The 21,718-nt window shown below is 70.7% G+C and carries 18 protein-coding genes; 4 read left to right on the forward strand and 14 right to left on the reverse strand.

Annotated features, from left to right (window positions below; all coding sequences use genetic code 11):
• Window positions 1-806, reverse strand: an 806-nt coding sequence (locus VFM98_RS02440; protein WP_325108300.1) for an FAD-dependent oxidoreductase, incomplete at its 3' end; no start/stop codon positions are given.
• Window positions 807-904: 98 nt separating this feature from the next.
• Here VFM98_RS02440 and VFM98_RS02445 point away from each other — a divergent pair.
• Genes VFM98_RS02445 through VFM98_RS02455 form a run of 3 tightly spaced genes read left to right on the forward strand, consistent with a single transcriptional unit; the run spans window position 905 to window position 3,407 of the window.
• Window positions 905-1,708 (forward strand): ABC transporter permease, encoded by an 804-nt coding sequence (locus tag VFM98_RS02445; RefSeq protein ID WP_325108301.1) that lies wholly within the window; start codon window positions 905-907, stop codon window positions 1,706-1,708.
• A 2-nt stretch (window positions 1,709-1,710) separates the two neighbouring features.
• On the forward strand, window positions 1,711-2,766 hold the full coding sequence (locus VFM98_RS02450) for an MlaD family protein (protein WP_325108302.1): 1,056 nt from the start codon (window positions 1,711-1,713) through the stop codon (window positions 2,764-2,766).
• Window positions 2,763-3,407 (forward strand): hypothetical protein, encoded by a 645-nt coding sequence (locus VFM98_RS02455; protein ID WP_325108303.1) that lies wholly within the window; start codon window positions 2,763-2,765, stop codon window positions 3,405-3,407. The genes VFM98_RS02450 and VFM98_RS02455 overlap by 4 nt, the downstream gene beginning before the upstream one ends.
• Before the next feature lie 180 nt (window positions 3,408-3,587).
• Here VFM98_RS02455 and VFM98_RS02460 read toward each other — a convergent pair whose 3' ends face one another.
• From VFM98_RS02460 to VFM98_RS02500, 9 genes are all read right to left on the reverse strand, one after another.
• Complete coding sequence (locus VFM98_RS02460; RefSeq protein ID WP_325108304.1) at window positions 3,588-4,190, reverse strand: alpha-ketoglutarate-dependent dioxygenase AlkB; 603 nt, start codon at window positions 4,188-4,190, stop codon at window positions 3,588-3,590.
• Between the two features lie 89 nt (window positions 4,191-4,279).
• A complete protein-coding gene (locus VFM98_RS02465; protein ID WP_325108305.1) occupies window positions 4,280-4,855 on the reverse strand; it encodes a histone H1-like DNA-binding protein in 576 nt (191 codons plus the stop codon).
• A gap of 210 nt (window positions 4,856-5,065) precedes the next feature.
• The gene (locus VFM98_RS02470; protein WP_325108307.1) at window positions 5,066-6,310 is read right to left on the reverse strand and encodes a ribonucleotide-diphosphate reductase subunit beta; all 1,245 of its coding nucleotides are present in this window, start codon (window positions 6,308-6,310) and stop codon (window positions 5,066-5,068) included.
• Between the two features lie 176 nt (window positions 6,311-6,486).
• Window positions 6,487-9,396 (reverse strand): ribonucleoside-diphosphate reductase subunit alpha, encoded by a 2,910-nt coding sequence (locus tag VFM98_RS02475; protein ID WP_325108308.1) that lies wholly within the window; start codon window positions 9,394-9,396, stop codon window positions 6,487-6,489.
• Between the two features lie 418 nt (window positions 9,397-9,814).
• Entirely contained in the window at window positions 9,815-10,402 is a 588-nt protein-coding gene (ampD, locus tag VFM98_RS02480; protein WP_325108309.1) for a 1,6-anhydro-N-acetylmuramyl-L-alanine amidase AmpD, read from the reverse strand.
• Window positions 10,386-11,849 (reverse strand): sigma-54 dependent transcriptional regulator, encoded by a 1,464-nt coding sequence (locus VFM98_RS02485; RefSeq protein ID WP_325108310.1) that lies wholly within the window; start codon window positions 11,847-11,849, stop codon window positions 10,386-10,388. The genes ampD and VFM98_RS02485 overlap by 17 nt, the downstream gene beginning before the upstream one ends.
• The gene (locus VFM98_RS02490; RefSeq protein WP_325108312.1) at window positions 11,849-13,561 is read right to left on the reverse strand and encodes a PAS domain-containing sensor histidine kinase; all 1,713 of its coding nucleotides are present in this window, start codon (window positions 13,559-13,561) and stop codon (window positions 11,849-11,851) included. The genes VFM98_RS02485 and VFM98_RS02490 overlap by 1 nt, the downstream gene beginning before the upstream one ends.
• A 5-nt stretch (window positions 13,562-13,566) precedes the next feature.
• Window positions 13,567-13,803 carry a PP0621 family protein gene (locus tag VFM98_RS02495; RefSeq protein WP_325108313.1) on the reverse strand — a complete coding sequence of 79 codons (237 nt, stop codon included), beginning with the start codon at window positions 13,801-13,803 and terminating at the stop codon, window positions 13,567-13,569.
• Window positions 13,800-14,600 (reverse strand): cytochrome C assembly family protein, encoded by an 801-nt coding sequence (locus VFM98_RS02500; RefSeq protein WP_325108314.1) that lies wholly within the window; start codon window positions 14,598-14,600, stop codon window positions 13,800-13,802. The genes VFM98_RS02495 and VFM98_RS02500 overlap by 4 nt, the downstream gene beginning before the upstream one ends.
• A 62-nt stretch (window positions 14,601-14,662) precedes the next feature.
• Here VFM98_RS02500 and ffh point away from each other — a divergent pair, with 62 nt between their 5' ends.
• Window positions 14,663-16,027 carry a signal recognition particle protein gene (ffh, locus tag VFM98_RS02505; protein ID WP_325108315.1) on the forward strand — a complete coding sequence of 455 codons (1,365 nt, stop codon included), beginning with the start codon at window positions 14,663-14,665 and terminating at the stop codon, window positions 16,025-16,027.
• A 37-nt stretch (window positions 16,028-16,064) separates the two neighbouring features.
• Here ffh and mdoH read toward each other — a convergent pair whose 3' ends face one another.
• From mdoH to VFM98_RS02525, 4 genes are all read right to left on the reverse strand, one after another.
• The gene (mdoH, locus tag VFM98_RS02510; protein WP_325108316.1) at window positions 16,065-18,002 is read right to left on the reverse strand and encodes a glucans biosynthesis glucosyltransferase MdoH; all 1,938 of its coding nucleotides are present in this window, start codon (window positions 18,000-18,002) and stop codon (window positions 16,065-16,067) included.
• Window positions 17,999-19,567, reverse strand: a complete 1,569-nt coding sequence (locus VFM98_RS02515; protein WP_325108317.1) for a glucan biosynthesis protein G — start codon at window positions 19,565-19,567, stop codon at window positions 17,999-18,001. The genes mdoH and VFM98_RS02515 overlap by 4 nt, the downstream gene beginning before the upstream one ends.
• A 179-nt stretch (window positions 19,568-19,746) precedes the next feature.
• The gene (locus tag VFM98_RS02520; protein ID WP_325108318.1) at window positions 19,747-21,144 is read right to left on the reverse strand and encodes a sigma 54-interacting transcriptional regulator; all 1,398 of its coding nucleotides are present in this window, start codon (window positions 21,142-21,144) and stop codon (window positions 19,747-19,749) included.
• Window positions 21,141-21,718 (reverse strand): hypothetical protein (locus VFM98_RS02525; protein WP_325108319.1); only part of this gene is annotated, 578 nt, incomplete at its 5' end. The genes VFM98_RS02520 and VFM98_RS02525, both read right to left, overlap by 4 nt.

A 21,718-nucleotide genomic window follows, 5' to 3' on the forward strand; every position in this document is an offset into this window, starting at 1 on the left:
TTCGGCACGCGGCCGGTGGCATAGAGCACCGCGTCGGCCGCCAGCGTCTCGCCGTTCTCCAGCGTGAGGGCGAGCCCGTCGTCGCCGCGCGCGATCGCGGCGACGTTGCTGTGCAGGCGCAGGTCGATTCCGGTCTTGCCCATCTCCTGCGCGATGAAGGCCCGCACGTCGTCGTCGAAGCCGCGCAGCACCTGCTCGCCCCGGTAGAGCTGCGTCACCTGCACGCCCAGGCCGCGGAAGATGGAGGCGAACTCGCAAGCGATGTAACCCCCGCCCACCACCACCAGCCGGCGCGGCAGCGGATCGAGGTCGAACATCTGGTCCGAGGTGAGCGCATGCTCGCGCCCGGGGAAGTGCGGCACCGAAGGGGTACCGCCGGTGGCGACCAGCACGTGCGCCGCACGCCAGCGCCGCGCGCCTTCGCCGGTGGCGACCTGCACCGTGTGCGCGTCCAGCAGCGTCGCCCAGCCGCGCAGCAGTTGCACGCCGGCGCCGCGCAGCAGTTGTTCGTAGACGCCATTGAGCCGCGCGATCTCCGCCACGCGGTTCTTCTTCAGGCGCTCCCAGTCGAAGCGCGGCGTGGCCACGTCCCAGCCGAAGCCGGCCGCCTCCTCGAAGTCGTGCGCGTAGTGGGCCGCGTAGCTGTAAAGCTTCTTGGGAATGCAGCCCACGTTGACGCAGGTGCCGCCCAGGGCCGCGGCCTCGGCCAGCAGCACGCGGGCGCCGCGCTGCGCCGCCATCCGGGCCGCGCGCACGCCGCCGCTGCCGCCGCCGACGACGAACAGGTCGCAATCGAATCCGCTCATGCCGCATCTCCTTGCCCGGCCGAAGGTCTCGGCCGTGACTCTGCTGTAGGCGGCGCCTTACGAGCCCCGCGCCCCGGCGCCTTTACCATTCGCTCGCTATGACCCATCTGTCGACGTGGTACCGCACGGTCAGCCACACCAGCCTGGCCCCCGTGCGCTGGCTCGCGGCCTGGGCCCGCATCACCTTCTTCGGTTCGGTGATGGCGGTGCGGGCGTGCTCGCCGCGCAGTTACGGGCCCGAGACGCGCTACAACCTGGCGCGCCACATGTATGTCGACACGGCCCCGATTCTCGGCTGGTTCACGGTGCTGATCGCGCTGTTCACGCTGATCATCACCCGCATCGTGATCGTCACCTCCGAGAGCTACGGCCTGTCGCAGTACGCGCTGGAGATGGTGGTGCGGGTGCTGGTGGTGGAGCTGATCCCGCTGACCGCGGCGCTGTTCGTCGCCCTGCGCTGCACCATTCCCAGCGGCGCGGCCCTGGTGGAGATGCGCCGCAACGGCCACTTCCGCACGCTGCACCGCCGCCGGCTCGACCCGATCGCGGTGGAGGTGCTGCCGCGGCTGCTGGCCGGCATCTTCGCCTGCATCACGCTGGCGGCCCTGAGCTGCGTCGTGGCCGGTATCCTTGCCTACCTCGCGGTCTGGGGCTTCACCAGCGCCGGGCTGGATGCGTACATGCACACCACGGGCCGCGTGTTCTCACCGGTGTTCACCCTGATCTTCGCCCTCAAGACGCTGCTCTTCGCCATCGCCGTGTCGATCATCCCGATGGCCTCGGGCCTGAACAACATCGAGGACGACGGCTCGCGCGAAAGCGCGGCGCTGCAAGGCCTGGTGCGCATGTTCGGCGTGCTGCTGGTGCTGGAGGCGCTGTCGCTGGTGGGGAACTACATCTGACCATGGTCGACAAGCTCAGCCCGAACCCCTCGCACGACCCGCCCCGGCCGCCGCCGACGCCGCCCGAAACCCCGATGTCGAAGTCGGAGCCGGCGGCGCGCAGCGTGCCGGTGAAGAACCTGGAGCTCAAGGCGACGCTGCTGCTGGCGTTCACCGTGGCGCTGATCGTCGCCTCGGCCCTGTTCCTGCTGCGCGCGCGCGGCTTCTTCGAGCCCAAGCAGCAGCTGTTCCTGATCGCCGACAACGCCGACGGCGTGGTGGCCGGCATGGACCTGACGTTCTCGGGCTTCCCGATCGGCACGGTGAAGAAGGCCTCGCTCAACGACCAGGCCCAGGTGCGCATCGAGGTGGAGGTGATCCAGAAGGACGCCAAGTGGCTGCGCACCTCCAGCGTCTTCACCCTGGTGAAGAACATCTTCGGACCGGCGGAGCTGCGCGCCTACAGCGGCGTGCTGACCGATCCGCCCCTGCCCGACGGCGCCGAGCGCCCGGTGCTGCGCGGCGACTTCAACGAGGAGGTCGGCCGCGTGATCGGGGCGACGAAGGACGTGCTGGACAACCTGAACCGCATGACGGCGGAGAACTCGGACCTGAACCGCTCCATGGCCAACCTGCAGGCCTTCACGCTGAAGCTGCAGGGCCGGCGCGGCGCGCTGCACGCGATCTTCGGCAACGAGGAGGACGCGCGCAAGCTGGTGGCCGCGGTGGAGCGGGCCAATGCGGCGATGGCGGAGATCCAGCGGCTGGCGCGGCGCGGCGAGACCTTCGTGCAGAACGCCGACACGCGGGTGTTCGGCAACAGCGGCATCGCGAGCGACGCCCAGGCGAGCATGCGCGAGCTGCAGGGCCTGCTGGGCGATGCGCGCGGCAGCCTGAAGCGGGTGGACGCGGTGCTCACCGAGGCGCAGGGCGCGGCCGGCAACATCCGCGAAGCCACGGCGGACCTGGGGCCGCTGCGCGCGGACGTGGAGGCCAACCTGCGCAAGATCGAGGACCTGATCAACGACCTGCAGCGCAAGTGGCCGTTCGCCAAGGACAGGAAGATCGAGCTGCCATGAGGATGCTTGCACTCCTCGGGCTGGCCTTGCTGCTTGTTGCTTGCGGGAACAAGCCCCGCCAGCCGGACTGGCTGGTCAACGCCGACGGCGCGCAGGACCGCTTCGAGCGCGCCTACCTGTCCGGGCGCGACCGGGTGGCCAACACCGAGTTCCAGCGCTTCCGCGACGAGGTGTCCGCCACGGCGAAGGCGTCGCTGGTCGCGCGGGCCGAGCTCACGCGCTGCGCGGTGCACGTCGCCAGCCTCGACTTCGCGCCGTGCGAAGGCTTCGAGCCGCTGCGGGCCGACGCGGGCGATGCCGAGCGCGCCTATGCCGATTTCCTGGAAGGCAAGCTGGCGCCGGAGCAGGCCAGGGAACTACCCAAGGACTACCGGGGCATTGCAGGAGAAGGCGGTGCCGCGCAGCTGAAGAAGATCAAGAATCCGCTGTCGCGCCTGATCGCCGCCGGCGTGCTGCTGCGCACCGGCCACGCCGACCCCGAGGTGCTGGAGACCGCCACCGACACCGCCTCCGAGCAGGGCTGGCGCCGCGCCGTGCTGGCCTGGCTGGGCGCACGGGCGATGCTGGCGGAGAAGAACGGCAACTCCGAGGAGGCGGCGCACCTGCGCCGGCGCATGGAGATCGCGGCGCAGGAGCGCTGACGCGCGCGAGGGCGATTCGTAGGCTGGCGCTGGAGCGATAGCGAAAGCCCAGCGATGCGCGAGCGCTTGGGCCGCCGAAGCGCTGGGCTTCGGGCCTTGCGGAGGCTGTCGCCTCCGCAACGCGCTCAGCACCAGCCTACCCAACGCGCCGCACGCCGGCCAGCGCGGGACGCCGGCATTTCAACCGCGCCGGCTGCGGCGCTCGGACGGGGTGCGCAAGGTGATCGAATACCGCAGCACCTTCGTCGCCGCGACGCTGTGCTGCCAGGCCCACCGCGCGGGCCCGCGCAGCAGGTAGATCGAGCGCGGGGCGAGGGTGAGCTTCACCACGTCCGCCTTCTTCGGCGCTTCGGGCGGATAGGGCCGGAAGCGCATCACGGCCTCGTTCAGCAGCGAGACGCCCACGATGTCCTCGAAGTCGGGCACGTCGCGGTGCCAGCCGAGCGGCGTGCCGGGGCGGTATTCGGCCACCAGCGCCTGCGTGAACTGCGCTGGCGCGACGCCGATCCAGGCGGCGGCCCGTTCGCGCAGCGGGTCGAGCCAGCCGGGCAGCGGCTCGGCCTGCTCCAGCCGCTGGGCGCTGAAGTCGTACTGGCCGCCATAGCTCACCACGCGCCGCAGCGCCGTGTACTGCTGGTACTTCATGGCCGCGAGCGGCAGCTGCGCGATGCGCTCGACCAGCGCGGCTTCCTCGGACGGGGAAAGGAACTCTTCCTCGTAGCGCAGCCCGGGCGGCAGCGCCGGCGCCGGTGCGCCGAAGAGATCGCCCTGCGCGTCCTTCATGCGCCCAGCATAAAGAAAAGACCCGCACCGAGGTGCGGGTCCGGGAGGCCAAGCCTGGGGGAGACGCGCTGCGCCTCCTCCCGAACAGCTTAGGGCTTCGCCGCGGTCGGAAACGGCCAGGCGGCCTGCGGGTTCAGCGTGGTCTGAGCCGCGGGCGCCGGCGCCGCCGTGGAGGACGCGCCGGCGGCAGCAGGGGCTTTCGCGGCCTTCTTCGCGCCGCCGGAGGACTTCTTCGCCGCCGTCTTGCGCGCGCCGCCCGCGGACGACTTCGCCGCCGTCTTGCGTGCGCCGCCCGTGGCCTTCTTCGCCGCCGTCTTGCGCGCGCCGCCGGCCGCCGCCTTCTTGGCGGTGGTCTTGCGGGCAGTGGAAGCGGTGGACTTCTTCGCCGCGGCCTTGCGGGGCGCCGCGGCCTTCTTGGCGGTGGACTTCTTGGCAGCAGCCTTGCGGGGCGCCGCGGCCTTCTTCGCAGCGGTCTTGCGAGGCGCCGCAGCCTTCTTGGCGGCGGTCTTGCGAGGCGCCGCGGCCTTCTTGGCGGCCGCCTTCTTGGCCGGCGCCTTCTTGGCGGTGGCCTTCTTCGCCGTCGTCTTCTTGGCGGCGGTAGCCTTCTTCGCCGTCGTCTTCTTGGCCGTCGTTTTCTTCGCGGCCGACTTCTTCGCAGTTGCCATGTCTATCTCCTGTTCAAGTTGACTCAAACATCAACCAAGTTTTCACTTCGCGCCTTGTTGGGGAGGCGCCAAGCGATCCGCGGGGTTGGGCAGCCGCCCAGCCCCGCGAACACCGTCGCCCGCAGCGGCCCTGGGGCCGCCGGAGTGCTCCCGGCCTCTTGCGGTCCGTGGAGCGCGGGCATCAATCCAAGCTCATTCGCAGTTGCCGTTTCAATCCCACGAAAGGGCGCCACCCGTCTGGTATTCAATCACGCGGGTCTCGAAGAAGTTGCGCTCTTTCTTCAGGTCAATCATTTCGCTCATCCAGGGGAAGGGATTTTCCTCGTTCGGGAAAAGCGCTTCCAGGCCGATCTGCGTGGCGCGCCGGTTGGCGATGTAGCGCAGGTAGCCCTTGAACATGGAGGCGTTGAGCCCCAGCACGCCGCGCGGCATGGTGTCCTCGGCGTAGCGGTACTCGAGTTCGACGGCTTTGAGGAACAGGCCCTTGATCTCCGCCTTGAATTCGGCGGTCCACAGGTGCGGGTTCTCGAGCTTGATCTGGTTGATGAGGTCGATGCCGAAGTTGCAGTGCATCGACTCGTCACGCAGGATGTACTGGTACTGCTCGGCGGCGCCAGTCATCTTGTTCTGCCGGCCCAGCGCCAGGATCTGGGTGAAGCCGACGTAGAAGAACAGGCCTTCCATCAGGCAGGCGAAGACGATCAGGCTCTTGAGCAGGCGCTGGTCGGCTTCCGGGGTGCCGGTGTGGAAGTTCGGATCCATGATCGCGTCGATGAACGGGATCAGGAACTCGTCCTTGTCGCGGATCGCCGCGACCTCGTGGTAGGCGTTGAAGATCTCGGCCTCGTCCAGGCCCAGCGACTCCACGATGTACTGGTAGGCGTGGGTGTGGATCGCTTCCTCGAAGGCCTGGCGCAGCAGGAACTGGCGGCACTCCGGCGCCGTGATGTGGCGGTAGGTGCCCAGCACGATGTTGTTGGCGGCCAGCGAGTCGGCGGTGACGAAGAAGCCCAGGTTGCGCTTGATGATCCGGCGCTCGTCCTCGGACAGACCGTTCGGGTCCTTCCACAGGGCGATGTCGCGGTTCATGTTGATTTCCTGCGGCATCCAGTGGTTGGCGCAGGTGGCCAGGTACTTCTCCCAGGCCCACTTGTACTTGAAGGGGACGAGCTGGTTGACGTCGGTCTGGCCGTTGATGATGCGCTTGTCGGCGGCCTGCACGCGGCGCTGGCTGGTCGACTGCGCCGAGCTGGCGGCGCTGCGCGCGGCGGGCTGCGTGACGATGGGCGCGACGGCGGCGGCGGAGGCGAGCGCGGCGATCGGCGCCGGTGCGCCGTCGTCCAGGGTGCGCAGGGCAGGTTGGGAAACGGGAACAGCGGTCTCGCGGTTCGGATGCAAACCGCTGATCGGGGGCTTTGACGGTGTGGGCGTGACTTCGTCGTCCCAGGTCAACATAGGTTTTCCAGTGCTCGGATTATGTGAGCCTGCGTGATGAATTCAAAGTGTCCGTTCACACTCGGCTCGCATTTTGTTGCTTGCTTGCATCGGCGTTCTGTCGGAGAACGCCGATACCTCTTTCGATTCGCGCGTGCTAGCGCGCGCCATGCGCGCGCCGCACGTCGATCACGCGCTCACTGGCACGCTTCGCAGGTGGGATCGTCGACGCCGCAGAACTTGATGTCGGTGGCGGGCGTCGCGCTCGCGGCGTCGATCTGCGCGCGTGCCGCGGCCGCCGCGGCGTCGAGCGCGGACAGGCCGCCCGTGCCGTTGCTCACCGCATTCAGCCGGCCGGATTGCACCGTCGACTTCTCGGCCTGGGTCGCGCTGGTCGTGCGCAGGTAATAGGTGGTCTTCAGGCCGCGCAGCCAGGCGAGCTTGTAGGTCTCGTCCAGCTTCTTGCCCGAGGCGCCCGCCATGTAGATGTTGAGCGACTGGGCCTGGTCGATCCACTTCTGGCGCCGCGCCGCCGCTTCCACCAGCCACACCGGCTCGACCTCGAATGCGGTCGCGTAGAGCGCCTTGATGTCCTCCGGCACCCGGTCGATGGGGCGCAGCGAGCCGTCGAAGTGCTTCAGGTCCATCACCATCACGTCGTCCCACAGCCCCAGGCGCTTGAGGTCGCGCACCAGGTAGTGGTTGATCACGGTGAACTCGCCCGACAGGTTGGACTTGACCGACAGGTTGCCGAAGCAGGGCTCGATCGAGGCGTCCACGCCGATGATGTTGGAGATGGTGGCCGTCGGCGCGATGGCCACGCAGTTGGAGTTGCGCATGCCGTCGGCGGCGATCTTGCGGCGCAGCGCGTCCCAGTCCAGCGTGGCGGAGCGGTCGACCTCGACGTACTGCTCGCCGCGCTGGCGGGCCAGCAGCTCCAGGGTGTCGGGCGGCAGGATGCCCTGGTCCCACAGCGAGCCCTTGTAGCTGGAGTAGCGGCCGCGCTCGCGCGCCAGCTCGGTGGAGGCCCAGTAGGCGTAGTAGCAGACCGCCTCCATGGAGGCGTCGGCGAACTGGACGGCCTCGCCCGAGGCGTAGGGGATGCGCAGCTCGTACAGCGCGTCCTGGAAGCCCATGACGCCCAGGCCCACCGGCCGGTGGCGCATGTTGGAGTCGCGCGCCTTCTTGACCGCGTAGTAGTTGATGTCGATCACGTTGTCGAGCATCCGCATCGCCGTGGCGACGGTGCGCTTCAGCTTCTCGTGGTCGATCCGGCCGTCCTTCAGGTGCTGCAGCAGGTTCACCGAACCCAGGTTGCAGACCGCCGTCTCGGTGTCGGACGTGTTCAGCGTGATCTCGGTGCACAGGTTGGACGAGTGCACGACGCCCACGTGCTGCTGCGGCGAGCGGACGTTGCAGGCGTCCTTGAAGGTGATCCAGGGGTGGCCGGTCTCGAACAGCATCGAGAGCATCTTGCGCCACAGGTCGTTGGCCTGGACCGTCCTGGACGGCTTGATCTCGCCGCGCTTGGCCTTTTCCTCGTAGGCGACGTAGGCTTGCTCGAACTCGGCGCCGAACTTGTCGTGCAGGTCGGGCACGGAGGAGGGCGAGAACAGGGTCCACTCGCCCTTTTCCATCACCCGGCGCATGAACAGGTCCGGGATCCAGTTGGCCGTGTTCATGTCGTGGGTGCGGCGGCGGTCGTCGCCGGTGTTCTTGCGCAGCTCCAGGAATTCCTCCACGTCCAGGTGCCAGGATTCCAGGTAGGCGCAGACGGCGCCCTTGCGCTTGCCGCCCTGGTTGACGGCCACGGCCGTGTCGTTGACCACCTTCAGGAAGGGCACGACGCCCTGCGACTCGCCGTTGGTGCCCTTGATGTGGGAGCCCAGCGCCCGCACGCGCGTCCAGTCGTTGCCCAGGCCGCCCGCGAACTTGGACAGCAGGGCGTTCTCCTTGATCGACTCGTAGATGCCGTCCAGGTCGTCCGGCACCGTGGTGAGGTAGCAGGACGAGAGCTGGGAGCGCAGCGAGCCGCTGTTGAACAGCGTCGGCGTGGACGACATGAAGTCGAAGCTGGAGAGCACCTCGTAGAACTCGATGGCGCGCGCCTCGCGGTCGATCTCGTTGAGCGCCAGGCCCATGGCCACGCGCATGAAGAAGGCCTGCGGCAGCTCGATGCGCGTCTTGCGTACGTGCAGGAAGTAGCGGTCGTACAGGGTCTGCAGGCCCAGGTAGTCGAACTTCAGGTCGCGCTCGGGCTTGAGCGCGGCGCCCAGGCGCTTGAGGTCGTACTGCAGCAGCTTCTCGTCCAGCAGCTCGTTTTCGACGCCCTTCTTGACGAACAGCGGGAAGTGCTCGGCGTAGACGCTGTCACGCTGCGCCGGGGCGACTTCCTCGCCCACCACTTCCTTGAAGATGGTGTGCAGCAGCAGGCGGGCGGTGACGAAGGTGTAGTCCGGCTCCTTCTCGATCAGCGTGCGGGCGGCCAGGATGGAGGCCTTGTAGACCTCGTCCAGCGCCACGCCGTCGTACAGGTTGCGCATGGTCTCGGCGACGATGGGCTCCGGCTTCACGTCCGTGCCCAGGCCCTCGCAGGCGGAGACGATCAGCTGCTGCAGGGCGGCGGTGTCCAGCGGGACGCGCTGGCCGTGGTCCAGCACGTGGAACTGCGGCGTGGCCGGCGCCTGCTGCTCGCCCTGCTTGGCGCGCTCCTGCGCGCGGCGCTCGCGGTACAGCACGTAGGCGCGGGCGACCTCGTGGTGGCCGCCGCGCATCAGGCCCAGTTCCACCTGGTCCTGCACGTCCTCGATGTGGAAGGTGCCGCCGCCCGGGCGCGAGCGCACCAGCGCCCGCACCACGGCCTGCGTGAGGCCGTCCACCGTCTCGCGCACGCTGGCGCTGGCGGCGCCCTGCGTGCCGTGCACGGCGAGGAAGGCCTTCATCATCGCGATGGCGATCTTGTTCGGCTCGAAGGGCACCACGGCACCGTTGCGGCGCAGGATCTGGTAGTGCGCGAAGGCGCTGTTCGCGGCTGCGCCGGCGGCAGCCGCCTGCGGCGCGTGTGCGCCGGGCAGCGGCTGGAAGGGAGTGGCCAGGCCAGGTTGCATCGTCGTTTCTTCCTCTCGTGCAGATGTTCTTTGCGCTGGGGCAAGGACAGGGACCCAGCGGCGTGGCAGGCACTATACCTAGTGCCCGATCTGCCAGCAAGCACTATAGGTAGTGCTTACAGGGTCTGTGGATCACAGCGTCTGCACAGTGTTTTCCACAGACTCTGCACCGTCTCCGGGCGCCTTGCGGCGCGCTCGCGCGTCCGCGCGCAGCGAGCATTGGCGCGGGCTGCGAACGCATTTCTCGATGCGGGGTCGGCCGCGCGGGCACTTATCCACCGGCGGGGCGGGCGGGCGCGATGGGTCCGGTGCGCGACGGCACCGGTGGTGTGCAGCGGCCTTCATTTCGCCCGCGGAGTGTCGAATGTTGCGCGGAGGCTTCGGATCGGGGGTGGTCCTGCCGAGGGTCGGCCGGGCCTCACGCCGGGGGAAACCACGCCTCGGGCCAGCCGAGCTCGCGCTTCACCTGCGCCCAGTCGAAGCCCGCGCCCGGGTCGATCTTGCGTCCGGGCGCGATGTGCTCGTGCCCCGCGACGTGGCGGATCGGGTAGTGCTGGCCGATTGCGGCGCACAGGGCCGCCAGCGCTTCGTACTGCGGCGGCTCGAACGTCTCGCCTTCGAGCCCTTCCAGCTCGATGCCGATCGAATCGTCGTTGCAGTTGGTGCGACCGCGCCAGCAGGAGGCGCCCGCATGCCACGCGCGCGCGTCGCAGCTCACGAACTGCAGCAGCGCGCCGTCGCGGCGGATGAAGAAGTGGGCCGAGACCTCGATGCCGCGGATCTGCTGGAAATAAGGATGCGCATCCCAGTCCAGCGTGTTGGTGAACAGGCGCCGGACCTCGTCGCCGCCGTAGACGCCCGGCGGCAGGCTGATCGAATGCAGCACGATCAGGTCGATCGCGCAGCCCTCGGGCCGCGGCCCGAAGTTGGGCGAATCCACGCGGTGCGCGAAGCGGTACCAGCCGGCAGACCAGAGCGGGTCGGCGGCTTCAGCCGGCGTTGTCATCGGGGTCTTCGCTGCCCGGCGTGGCGATCGCCAGGCGGGCGATGCGGTAGCGGATCTGCCGCAGGCTCAGGCCGAGACGCTGCGCCGCGGCGGTGCGGTTGAAGTTGGTTTCGCGCAGCGCCTTGACCAGGATCTCGCGCTCCTGCTGGTCCAGGTAGGCCTGCAGGTCGCTCGGCACGGCCGCTTGTTCGGCCGCGGGCTGCGGCACGGGCGCGGCCTCGCTGCCGCCGGCGGCCACCGCTGCCGCGGTGGAGGGCGAGAGATCGACCTGCAGCTCCGAGCCGTCGCTGAGCGCGAGCGCGCGGTGCAGCAGGTTCTCCAGCTCGCGCACGTTGCCCGGCAGGGGGTGGGCCTGCAGCTGCGCCAGCACCTGCGGCGAGAGCTGCGGCGCCGGCAGGCCGGTGTCGTGCGCGATGCGCGCCAGCAGCGCCTCGCACAGGGCCGGCAGGTCCTCGCGCCGCTCGCGCAGCGGCGGCACCAGGATCTCGATCACGTTGAGGCGATAGAACAGGTCCTGCCGGAAGCGGCTGGCCTGCACGTCGGCGCCCAGGTCCTTGTGGGTGGCGCTCACGATGCGCACGTCCACCGGTTCTTCCTGGGTGGAGCCGAGCGGCCGCACGCTGCGCTCCTGGATCGCGCGCAGGAGCTTCGACTGCATGGGCAGCGGCAGGTCGCCGATCTCGTCGAGGAACAGCGTGCCGCCGCGTGCAGCCTGGAAATAGCCTTCGCGGTCTGCCGTCGCGCCGGTGTAGGAGCCCTTGCGGGCGCCGAAGAATTCGGCTTCCAGCAGCGTCTCCGGGATCGCGCTGCAGTTGACGGCGACGAAGGGGCCGTCGGCACGGTGGCTGCAGGCGTGGATCGCGCGCGCCACCAGCTCCTTGCCGGTGCCGGACTCGCCGCGCACCAGCACCGGCGCCATGCTGCGCGCCACCTTGGCGATGCGTTCCTTCACCTGGCGCATCGGCGCGGAGTCGCCCACCAGGCGCTGCAGCGCCGCCGTGCCGCTGGGGCGCGCCTCGGCGGCCGCCGCGCGCGGCATGCCGGGCGAACGCGGGCGCTCCGGCGCGCCGCATTCCTGGATCGCCGACGCCACCACGGCGCGGAACTGCTTCAGGTCCACCGGCTTGGTGAGGTAGTCGAAAGCGCCGGCCTTGAGCGCCTCCACCGCGTTCTCGGCCGAGCCGTAGGCCGTCATCACGATGCAGCGCTCGGGCCGCTGGTGGGCCGCCATGCGGTGCAGCAGTTCGAGGCCCAGGCCATCGGGCAGCCGCATGTCCGTGATCACCGCGTCGAAGCGCTGCTCCTGCAGCAGGCCCCAGCCTTCCGCCAGCGTGCCGGCCGCATCCACGCGGTAGCCTTCGCGCAGGAGGGTGAGTTCGTACAGGGTGCGCAGGTCGGGTTCGTCGTCGACGACCAGGACGCGGGGAGCGGCTGCGGGTTGCGGCATCAGGCGCCTATTGTGTCAAACGGCGTGCCGCCCGGCACCATGCTCGCACGCGTGCGGAATGTCACGGTGAAGGCATTTCCCTCGCGGCCGCTGCCGTCCGGCGCGCGGCCGCGTGTGTAAGCGACCGTGGCGCCGTGGCGCTCGCACAACTCGCGGCAGATGTAGAGGCCCAGGCCGCTGGAGCGGCTCTCGGAAGAGAAGAAGGGCTCGAACAGGTGGCGCTGCACGCTCGCATCGAGCGGCGCGCCGTCGCTCCACACCTGCAGGCGCGCCTTGGTCGAGCCCATGGCGGTCGCGACCACGATCGCGGCCGGCCCGCGCGAGGCGTAGCGCAGCGCGTTGTCCAGGAGGTTGACGACCACCCGGCGCAGGTGTTCGCCGTCGAACGTGACCCAGGCCGTGCCGGAGTTCAGCAGTGTGTGCAGCCGCGTTCCGGCCTGGGCCTGGCGCTCCCATTCGGCCACGAAGCCGGCCACCGCCTGGTCCAGCTCCAGCCAGTCGGCCACGGGCTGCTGCTGCACCCGCACGAGGTTGAGGATCTCCTCGACGATCTGCGACAGGCGCCGCGTGTTCTTGCCCACCAGCTCGCTCAGCTGGCGCTGCCCCGGCTCGGACAGTTCCTCCGCCAGCAGCGCGTTGGCCTGCGCGATCGCCGCCAGCGGGTTGCGGATCTCGTGCGCCACCGCGGCCGACATGCGGCCCATCGCGGCCAGCTTCTCGGTGCGCACCTGCGCCTCGGCCTCGCGCAGGTCCTGCAGGAACATCACGCACAGCGTGTCGCTGTACGGATCCTGTGCCGCGGTGAGCCGCGTGCGCACCCGCAGGTGCAGGCGTTCCGCGGGCGCGAGCTCCAGGGCCAGTTCGGCGCTCTGCGGCTCCTGGGTGTCGAAGGTGCGTTGCGCGATCGCGGCCAGCGGGCGCCACCCAGGGCGCGACACCAGCGCCAGCGAGGCGGGCGCCTCCGGGGCCTGCCATCCGAGCAGGCTGCGCGCGGCGGGGTTGGCGGCATGGATGCGCCAGTCGTGGCCGACCACCAGCAGGCCGTCGGTCAGCGATTCGATCACCAGCTCGTTGACGTGGGCCTGGGTGCGCGCGGCCGACATGCTGCGCCGCGCCGCCTGCTCCTCGCGCGCCAGCCGCATGGCGAGCTCGTTGGCCAGCAGCGCCACCACGAAATAGCCGCCGCCGGTGAGCCCCGCCTGCACGATGCGCGCCGTGTGCTCGGATGCGTCCAGCACCGCCAGCGAGGCCTCCACCAGCAGCAGCAGCGTCACGCCGGCGGCCGTGCCCAGCGCCAGCAGCAGCGAGCCGAGCACCGAGGCGGTCAGCACCGGCAGCGCGTAGAGCGGCGAGAAATTGAGGCTGGCGGCCTGCAGGAAGTGCAGCACCGAGAAGGCCAGCAGGTCGACGCCGATGGTGGAGACCCATTTCGGGTCGAAGGTGCGCCCGGGCGGTACCGGCCGGCTGAACAGGCGCACCGCCAGCGCGGCCACGACGTAGGCGCCGCAGAGAGCGAACTGCCACTGGTTGACCGACCCCAGTCCGAGGAAGGCGATGCCCGCCAGCAGGCCCAGCACCACGAGCCCGACGCCGACGCGGGCCGTCATGAAGCCGCGCCACAGGCGGTCGAAGGCCGTGACGGCCGGCGGCCGGGGCACCACCGGCGCGTCCCAGGTCCAGGTGGAATGGCCGGAGGAAGGCACGGTGGCCATGGACGCTAGCCGCCGGCGCGCAGCCGGTGTTCGTTGCTGCAGTACAGGATGCCGCGCGCGCCCGTCACCGCCTCCGAGCGCGGCAGGTGCACGCCGCAGACCGGGCAGCGCACCATCTCCTGCGGATCCGTGCCCGGTGGCGGCGGGCGGCGCGCGCGGTCCTCGCGCTCGTCGCGCAGGCGGGCGTTGCGCCACAGCGAGTAGGCGACGAACAGCACCACGATCAGCAGCAGGTACTTCATGCGCCCGGGCGCCTCAGCAGCACTTCCAGCACGAAGCGCGAACCCACGTACGCCAGCAGCAGCAGCAGCGAGCCGACGTAGATCACGCGCACCGCCTTGCGCCCGCGCCAGCCGAAGCGCGCGCGCCCCAGCAGCAGCAGGGCGAAGGCCGCCCAGGACAGGACCGAGAAGACGTTCTTGTGGTCCCACGTCCAGGCCCGCCCGTACAGCACTTCGGAGAAGAACACGCCAGCCAGCAGCGTGGCCGTGAGCAGCACGAAACCGGCGGTGGCGAAGCGGAAGGTGAGGCGCTCCAGCGTGAGCAGCGGCAGCCCCTCCTGCGGTTCGGCCGCGCGCCGCATGGTCTGCTCGGCGCGCTGCATCAGCCAGGCGTGCACCACCGCGGCGGCGAACAGGCCGTACGCCGCGATGCCCAGCGCCCAGTGCAGCGGCAGCCAGGGCGAGGTGCTGACGTGCATGGCCGTGCCCGGGAAGGCCAGGGCCAGCAGCACGGCGAGCGAGCCGAGGGCGGCCAGCGCCCAGCGCGCCTGCATCTGCGGGAACACCTGCTTCTCGATCGCGTAGACCGTGAGCACGAGCCAGGCCGTCACCGACAGGGCCGGGGCGAAGCCGAAACGGGGGGTGTCGCCCAGGAGCGACCAGCCCAGCGTCAGCCCGTGCAGCAGCCAGGCCGCCAGCAGCGCCCGCCGTGCGGCCAGCTCGCTCAGCCGCGAATGGCCGGCCGCCGGTACCGCGTAGGCCGCGGCCGTGGCAACCGTCAGGGCCACGCTGGCCGGGGACACGCTGGATAGAATCATGTCAGAAGTTTAGCCTCTGACGTTCCCCGCGAATCCGTCACGCGCCGCAACCCCTACTCTCCATGGCCTCCGCCCTCTCCGAAAAACTTTCCCGCCTCGTCAAGCAGATGCGCGGCCAGGCCCGCATCACCGAAGAAAACGTGCAGGAGATGCTGCGCGAAGTGCGCATGGCGCTGCTGGAGGCCGACGTGGCGCTGCCGGTGGTGCGCGACTTCGTCGCCCGCGTCAAGGAAAAGGCGCTGGGCCAGGAGGTGGTGGGCTCGCTCAACCCCGGCCAGGCGCTGGTGGGCATCGTGCACCGCGAGCTCGTGGCCACCATGGGCGAGGGCGTGGCGGACATCAACCTGGCGACGCAGCCGCCCGCCGTGATCCTGATGGCCGGCCTGCAGGGCGCCGGCAAGACCACCACCACGGCCAAGCTCGCCAAGCACCTGATCGACAAGCGCAAGAAGAAGGTGCTGACGGTCTCCGGTGACGTCTACCGGCCGGCTGCCATCGAGCAGCTCAAGACGGTGACGAAGCAGGCCGGCGCGGAATGGTTCCCGAGCACGCCGGACCAGAAGCCGGTGGACATCGCCCGCGCCGCCGTGGACCATGCGCGCCGCCAGTACTTCGACGTGCTGCTGGTCGACACCGCCGGCCGGCTCGCGATCGACGAGGCCATGATGCGCGAGATCAAGGAGCTGCACGCGGCGCTCAAGCCGGTGGAGACCCTGTTCGTGGTCGATGCCATGCAGGGCCAGGACGCGGTCAACACCGCCAAGGCCTTCAAGGAGGCGCTGCCGCTCACGGGCATCGTGCTGACCAAGCTCGATGGCGATTCGCGCGGCGGCGCGGCGCTGTCGGTGCGGCAGATCACCGGCGCGCCGATCAAGTTCGCCGGCGTGAGCGAGAAGATCGACGGCCTCGAGGTGTTCGACGCCGAGCGCCACGCGGGCCGCATTCTCGGCATGGGCGACATCGTCGCCCTGGTGGAGCAGGTCCAGGCGGGCGTCGACGTCGAGGCGGCGCAGAAGCTCGCCGCCAAGGTGAAGAGCGGCGAGGGTTTCGACCTCAACGACTTCCTCGCCCAGTTGCAGCAGATGAAGCAGATGGGCGGCCTGTCCACCCTGATGGACAAGATGCCGGCGCAGGTGCAGGCCAAGGCCGGCAACGTGGACATGGAGAAGGCCGAGCGCGACATCCGGCGCAAGGAAGGCATCATCTGCTCCATGACGGCGGCGGAGCGCCGCAAGCCCGAGATCATCAAGGCCACCCGCAAGCGCCGCATCGCCGCCGGCGCCGGCGTGCAGGTGCAGGAGGTCAACCGCCTGCTCAACGAGTTCGAGCAGATGCAGACCATGATGAAGAAGATGAAGGGTGGCGGGCTGATGAAGCTGATGAAGCGCATGGGCGGCAAGGGCGGGATGCCCAAGCTGCCGTTCTAGGCCCCTCGGCGCTGGATGCGCGAAGCAAACGGCCGCTTCAAGCCGCCGCGGCCAGCACCCGCGCGTGCCGCCACGCCCGCCGCAGCACCGCCGGCGAGCGGTGCTCCTCCGGGATCACCAGCACGCCTTGCGCGCGCACCCAGTCGCCCAGACGCACGTGGCTGGTCAGCACGGCCAGCGGCACGGCCAGCAACAGCGGCAGGGCCACGGGCGCCAGCCACACCAGCGCGTCGTGCTGGATCGCCGCCAGGCCCAGGCCCTGCAGCGCGATCAGCGCGGTCATTGGCGCGAGCTGGCGGGCGGCTTCGCCCCAGCCCAGGCCGGCGGCTTCCCGCGGGGGCGACTTCCATTCCAGCTTCCAGCCGGTGAGCGCCACCAGCACGAAGAAGGAGTGCGCCAGCATGCGCACCGGCGCCTGCAGCAGGGCGACGACGGTTTCCACCAGCGCGCCGGCCAGCAGCGCCCGCGTGCCGCCGAAGTGGCCCTGGGCGCCGCGCAGCACCACCGCCAGCACACCCAGCACGCGCGGCATGAACAGCATCACCAGCGTCCAGGCCCACAGGCTGCGCAGTTCGGCCGGAACCGCATGCCAGTCGGGCGCGATCGCGGCGCCCGTCATCCACAGCGTGGTGCCGAAGGCGAGGAAGGCCAGCCACAGAGGGGCGGAGAGATAGGACATGGCGCCGATCGCGAACATCGCGCGGTGCACCCGGTGCAGGCCCGGCTCGGCGATCAGCTGCGCGTTCTGCAGGTTGCCCTGGCACCAGCGGCGGTCGCGCTGCAGCTCCGACAGCAGGTCGGGCGGCTGCTGCTCGTAGCTGCCCTGCAGGTCCGACACCAGCCACACGTGCCAGCCGGCGCGGCGCATCAGCGCCGCTTCCACGAAGTCGTGCGACATGATCGGGCCGCACAGGCCGCCGCGGCCGGGGATGGGCGCGAGCGCGCAGTGCTGCATGAAGGGCGCGATGCGCAGGATCGCGTTGTGGCCCCAGTAGTGCGACTCGCCGAGCTGCCAGAACTGCATGCCCAGCGTGAACAGCCGCCCGGTCACGCGCGAGGCGAACTGCTGCCCGCGCGCATGCAGCGTGGCGTGGCCCACCGCCTGGCTCGCGGTCTGGATGATGCCGGCGCGGGGATGCGCCTCCATCAGCTTGACCAGCGAGGCGATGCAGTCGCCGCTCATCACGCTGTCGGCGTCCAGCACCACCATGTAGCGGTAGTCGCGGCCCCAGCGGCGGCAGAAGTCCGCCACGTTGCCGGCCTTGCGGTGCGTGCGGCGCGTGCGCAGCCGGTAGTAGACCTCGATCTGCGGCTGTTCGGGGTGGGCGGCCAGCGCGCTGCGCAGTTCGGCCCAGGCGGCGCGCTCGGCGGCGATGAGCGCCGGGTCGTTGCTGTCGGACAGAACGAAGACGTCGAACACGCGGGCATGCCCGGTCGCCGCGACCGACTCGCAGGTGGCTCGCAGCCCGGCGAACACGGTGGCCACGTCCTCGTTGCAGATCGACATGACGATGGCGGTGCGCGCCTCGGGATCGATGCTGTGGTGCTGCACGGCCCGTGCCGACAGCGCATGGGCGTCGCCGCGCAGGCTCACCCAGAACCCCATCAGCGCCGTGACGAAGCCGGTGACCACCCAGGTGGAGAGGATCGCGAACAGCGCGATCTGGCCCCATTGCAGCCACGGGTTGCCGTAATCGGGCTGGGCGCGCGCGTAGAGCCAGCTCGCGATGACGGCGCTGGCGAACGTGAGCAGCGCGAACAGCAGGCGGCGGCGGTCGGCCGCGTCCTGCCAGGGCGCGCGCGGTTGCGCGCTGCGCCGATGCGCGGCCGGCGCAGCGCCGAGACCGCCGGCGATGCCGCGCCAGAAGCCGCGCCAGGGCTGCGACACCATCGAGCCGCGATGCAGCGGCGGCGCGCTCGCGGCATTGGGGTGGCGTTCCTCGCGCGGCAGGGCAAGGCGCGCGCGGGCATTCATTCGGGCAGGAGGATGTGGGACCATGTTTCGCTCAGGACCTGGCGGTCCTGCTGGAGGAAGGCGCGCAGTTCCACCGGCCGCCGCGGGTCGAGGCGCTGCACGCGAAGAATGAGCCGCCAGCGCTTGCCGGCGGGATGCGGATGGACGATCTGTTCCAGCACGCGGCCGTTGGCGTCGGCGGTGACCACGGCCTGCACCTGCGCGTCGGGCGGCAGGGCGTCGAGGGCGGGGCCGGCGAAATCGAGCGTGTACTGCACCTGGCCGGAACGCTCCAGCGGGGTGAGCTTCGTGTAGCCCATGCCGACGCGCGACTGCAGCACGCGGCTGCCGGGCGGCTGCGCCTGCGCGTCGCCCTGCCAGGCGATCTCGTAGCGCAGCTCGAGCGGCTCGCCCGGCGCGGGCAGGCGCTCCGGCACCCAGTAGGCGACCACGTTGTCGTGCGTCTCGTCGGGCGTGGGCAGCTGCAGCAGCTCCACCCGGCCGGGCCCCCAGTCGGACAGCGGCCGGATCCACGCGCTGGGACGGCGCTCGTAGCGCGCTTCCGGGTCCTCGTAGCTGGCGAAGGCGCGGTCGCGCTGCATCAGGCCGAAGCCGCGCAGCTGGCGCACGGAGAAGCTGGTGGTGACGGGCCGCTTCGGGTTCTGCAGCGGCCGCCACAGCCACTCGCCCTCGCCGCTGGCCACCTGCAGGCCGTCGGAGTCGTGCACCTCGGGGCGGTAGTCGCCCGGACGCGGCTGGTTCTCGCCCGAGAAGAACATGCTGGTGAGCGGTGCGATGCCCAGCGTCGCGATGGGGCGGGTGCCGGGGCGCAGGAACAAACGCGCCTGCACGCGCACCACCGTGTCCGTGCCGGGGACGATCTCGAAGCGGTAGGCGCCGGTGGCGCGCGGCGACTCCAGCAGCGCGTAGAGCGTCAGGCTGCGCGCGTCGGCCGCCGGCCGCTCCAGCCAGAACTGCGTGAAGCGCGGGAATTCCTCGCCCGTCGGCGCGCCGGTGTCGATGGCCAGCCCGCGCGCCGAGAGGCCATAGAGCTGGCCGGCGCCGAGCGCGCGGAAGTAGCTCGCGCCGAGGAAGGCGGCCAGTTCGTCCTTGTACTGCGGCGTGTGCAGCGGATAGTGGATGCGGAAGCCCGCGTGCCCCAGGTCGCCCCAGGCCGCCGGCTGCACCGTGTTGCGGCCGAAGTCGTAGTCGGCGCTGGCGTAGGGCAGCGCGCGCACGCCCTGCGCGCCGATTTCGTTGACCTGCACCGGCTCGCGCTGGTACAGCCCGCGGTGGAAGAACTGCACCTCGAAGGGCAGCTGCTGGTCGCGCCAGAGCGAGCGCGCCGGCCGGAAGCGGATGTCGCGGTAGCCGTCGTAGTCGAGCGATTGGAGCTCCGGCGGGAGCGCCGCGGCGCCCGGGCGGTAGGGGCCCTGGGCGCGCTCGGCCGCCAGGCGCGCCACGTCCTCGAAGCCGAACGCCGGCACGGCCTGGGCGAACGCCGGGCCGGTGCTGATCAGGAACACGGCCAGCCCCGCGAGGAGGGCCAGCAGCACGAGCTGGGAAAGCCGGGACAGCGCCTTCATCCGTCCATCAGGGCAAACCCTGTGCCAGGTCGGATTTCTCCTTTCGGATCAAGGGCTTGCAGCGCGACCGCGGGCGGGGCCGCGGACGGGCGGCGGGTTTTCCGCCGTTAGCGGCGCCGTTTTGTCGCCATCCGGCGACAGCCCGGCCGCAGCGGGCCCGAAAACCCCTTGTGCGTCAACTACTTGGCGTCGTCGCCGGAGGGCGACAAGCCGCGCTCGGCGCCCTGCGACTGGAAGTGCCCGGGCGTCAGCGCGTGCTTTTGCAGCAGGCGGTAGAACTCGGTGCGGTTGCGGTCGGCGAGCCGGGCCGCGTCGGCCACGTTGCCGTCGGTGAGCTTCAGCAGTCCTACCAGGTACTCGCGCTCGAAGCGCTGCTTGGCCTCCGCGTACGTGAGGACCTGCACCGAGGGCGCGCGCAGCGCCCGCTGCACCAGCGACAACGGCACCAGCGGCGAGGTGCCGAGCGCGCAGACCTGCTCCACCACGTTGTAGAGCTGGCGCACGTTGCCGGGCCAGGGCGCGGCGATCAGCGCCTTCAGCGCCTCCGGCGCGAAGCTGGAGATGCGGCGGCCGTACTTGGGCGCGAGCTTGTGCAGGAAGTGGTTGGCCAGCAGCGGGATGTCCTCGCGCCGCTCCGCCAGCGTGGGCAGGGTGAGTGTCACCACGTTGAGGCGGTAGTACAGGTCCTCGCGGAACTGGCCGGCCGCCATCGCTGCATCGAGGTCGCGGTGGGTGGCCGAGATGATGCGCACGTCCACCGCGTGCGACTGGCTGGAGCCGAGCGGGCGCACGGCACGCTCCTGCAGCACGCGCAACAGCTTCACCTGCAGCGCCGGCGGCATGTCGCCGATCTCGTCGAGCATCAGCGTGCCGCCCGCGGCCTCCTGGAACAGGCCCTTGCGGTTGCTCACCGCGTCCGTGAAAGCGCCCTTGACGTGGCCGAACAGTTCCGATTCCAGCAGCGTCTCCGGAATGGCGCCGCAGTTGACGGCGACGAAAGGGCGGTCGGCGCGCGCGCTGGCGCGGTGGATGGCGCGCGCCAGCAGTTCCTTGCCGCTGCCGCTGTCGCCGCGCAGCAGCACGCTGGCGTCCGAACGCGCCACCATGCGGGCCTCGGCGAGCAGGTCCGCCATGCGGGCGGAGCGGCTGACGATCTCGGAGCGCCAGGCCTCGTCGGCCGGCCCGGCGCTGGCCTCGGGCGCGCCGAGCGCCAGTGCCTGCGCGATGCGCTCCAGCAACTCCTTGCTGTCGTACGGCTTGGTGAGATAGGTGAAGACGCCGCGCCGCGTGGCCTCCACGGCATCGGGGATGGTGCCGTGCGCGGCGAGCAGGATCACGGGCAGCGAACGATGGCGGCTGCGCACCTCGTCGAACAGGGCCAGGCCGTCGCGCCCGGGCAGGCGCACGTCGCTCAGCACGAGCTGCGGGCGCTCGACTTCGAGCAGGGCCAGGGCCGCCTCGGCGGACACGGCGGTGCTCACGCGGTAGCCGGCCGCCTGCAGCCGCATGGACAGCAGGCGCAGCATGTCGGCGTCGTCGTCGACGACCAGCAGGCGGGCGGGGGTGGCTTCGCTCATCGCGCGGGGGGCGCGCCATGCGCCGGTGGGGTGGTCGGCTTCGGGCCGGGCAGGCTGCGTTCGATCGCGCGCAGCGCCTCCAGCCGCTCGTTGAGCTGGTCGATGCGGCGCTGCGCGTCGCGCAACTGCTGCGCCTGGCGTTCGGCCGCCTCCTCGTTGCGGCGCTGCTCGGCGAGCTGCGCCGCCAGCCAGCGGGCGAAGGACTGCAGGCCCTGCGGTTCGCTGCCGGGGTCGGCCTGCACGCGCTGCAGGATCGCCTGGGCGCGGGCGGTGTTGGCCGCCGTGCGCGTCTGCGCCAGCGCGAGCGCGAGCTGGATGCCGCGCAGCGGCGAATAGGTGTTGTCGCCCAGCCGCTGCACCTCCTGCGCCAGTTCGGCGGCCGGCAGGGCGCGCACGCGTTCGGCGTAACCGACGGCGATCTCCAGCGCCGCGGGAGTGTTCGGCGGGGCAGGGGCGGCGGCAGCGGGCGCAGCGGCCGGTGCGGGCGCGGGCGCGGGCGCAGGCGGCGCGGCGGGCGCCGGCGCGATCACCGGCCCGGGGGGGGACACGGGCCACGGCACCTCGGCGGCGCAGG

Origin of the sequence: Ramlibacter sp., assembly GCF_035706265.1 — a bacterium.
GTDB lineage: Bacteria > Pseudomonadota > Gammaproteobacteria > Burkholderiales > Burkholderiaceae_C > Ramlibacter.

Excerpts from the sequence above, each read along its gene's own strand:
- VFM98_RS02445 (WP_325108301.1), top strand. The coding sequence starts at position 905 with ATGACCCATCTGTCGACGTGGTACCGCACGGTCAGCCACACCAGCCTG.
- VFM98_RS02450 (WP_325108302.1), top strand. The coding sequence starts at position 1,711 with ATGGTCGACAAGCTCAGCCCGAACCCCTCGCACGACCCGCCCCGGCCG.
- VFM98_RS02455 (WP_325108303.1), top strand. The coding sequence starts at position 2,763 with ATGAGGATGCTTGCACTCCTCGGGCTGGCCTTGCTGCTTGTTGCTTGC.
- VFM98_RS02460 (WP_325108304.1), bottom strand. The coding sequence starts at position 4,190 with ATGAAGGACGCGCAGGGCGATCTCTTCGGCGCACCGGCGCCGGCGCTG.
- VFM98_RS02465 (WP_325108305.1), bottom strand. The coding sequence starts at position 4,855 with ATGGCAACTGCGAAGAAGTCGGCCGCGAAGAAAACGACGGCCAAGAAG.
- VFM98_RS02470 (WP_325108307.1), bottom strand. The coding sequence starts at position 6,310 with ATGTTGACCTGGGACGACGAAGTCACGCCCACACCGTCAAAGCCCCCG.
- VFM98_RS02475 (WP_325108308.1), bottom strand. The coding sequence starts at position 9,396 with ATGCAACCTGGCCTGGCCACTCCCTTCCAGCCGCTGCCCGGCGCACAC.
- ampD (WP_325108309.1), bottom strand. The coding sequence starts at position 10,402 with ATGACAACGCCGGCTGAAGCCGCCGACCCGCTCTGGTCTGCCGGCTGG.
- VFM98_RS02485 (WP_325108310.1), bottom strand. The coding sequence starts at position 11,849 with ATGCCGCAACCCGCAGCCGCTCCCCGCGTCCTGGTCGTCGACGACGAA.
- VFM98_RS02490 (WP_325108312.1), bottom strand. The coding sequence starts at position 13,561 with ATGGCCACCGTGCCTTCCTCCGGCCATTCCACCTGGACCTGGGACGCG.
- VFM98_RS02495 (WP_325108313.1), bottom strand. The coding sequence starts at position 13,803 with ATGAAGTACCTGCTGCTGATCGTGGTGCTGTTCGTCGCCTACTCGCTG.
- VFM98_RS02500 (WP_325108314.1), bottom strand. The coding sequence starts at position 14,600 with ATGATTCTATCCAGCGTGTCCCCGGCCAGCGTGGCCCTGACGGTTGCC.
- ffh (WP_325108315.1), top strand. The coding sequence starts at position 14,663 with ATGGCCTCCGCCCTCTCCGAAAAACTTTCCCGCCTCGTCAAGCAGATG.
- mdoH (WP_325108316.1), bottom strand. The coding sequence starts at position 18,002 with ATGAATGCCCGCGCGCGCCTTGCCCTGCCGCGCGAGGAACGCCACCCC.
- VFM98_RS02515 (WP_325108317.1), bottom strand. The coding sequence starts at position 19,567 with ATGAAGGCGCTGTCCCGGCTTTCCCAGCTCGTGCTGCTGGCCCTCCTC.
- VFM98_RS02520 (WP_325108318.1), bottom strand. The coding sequence starts at position 21,144 with ATGAGCGAAGCCACCCCCGCCCGCCTGCTGGTCGTCGACGACGACGCC.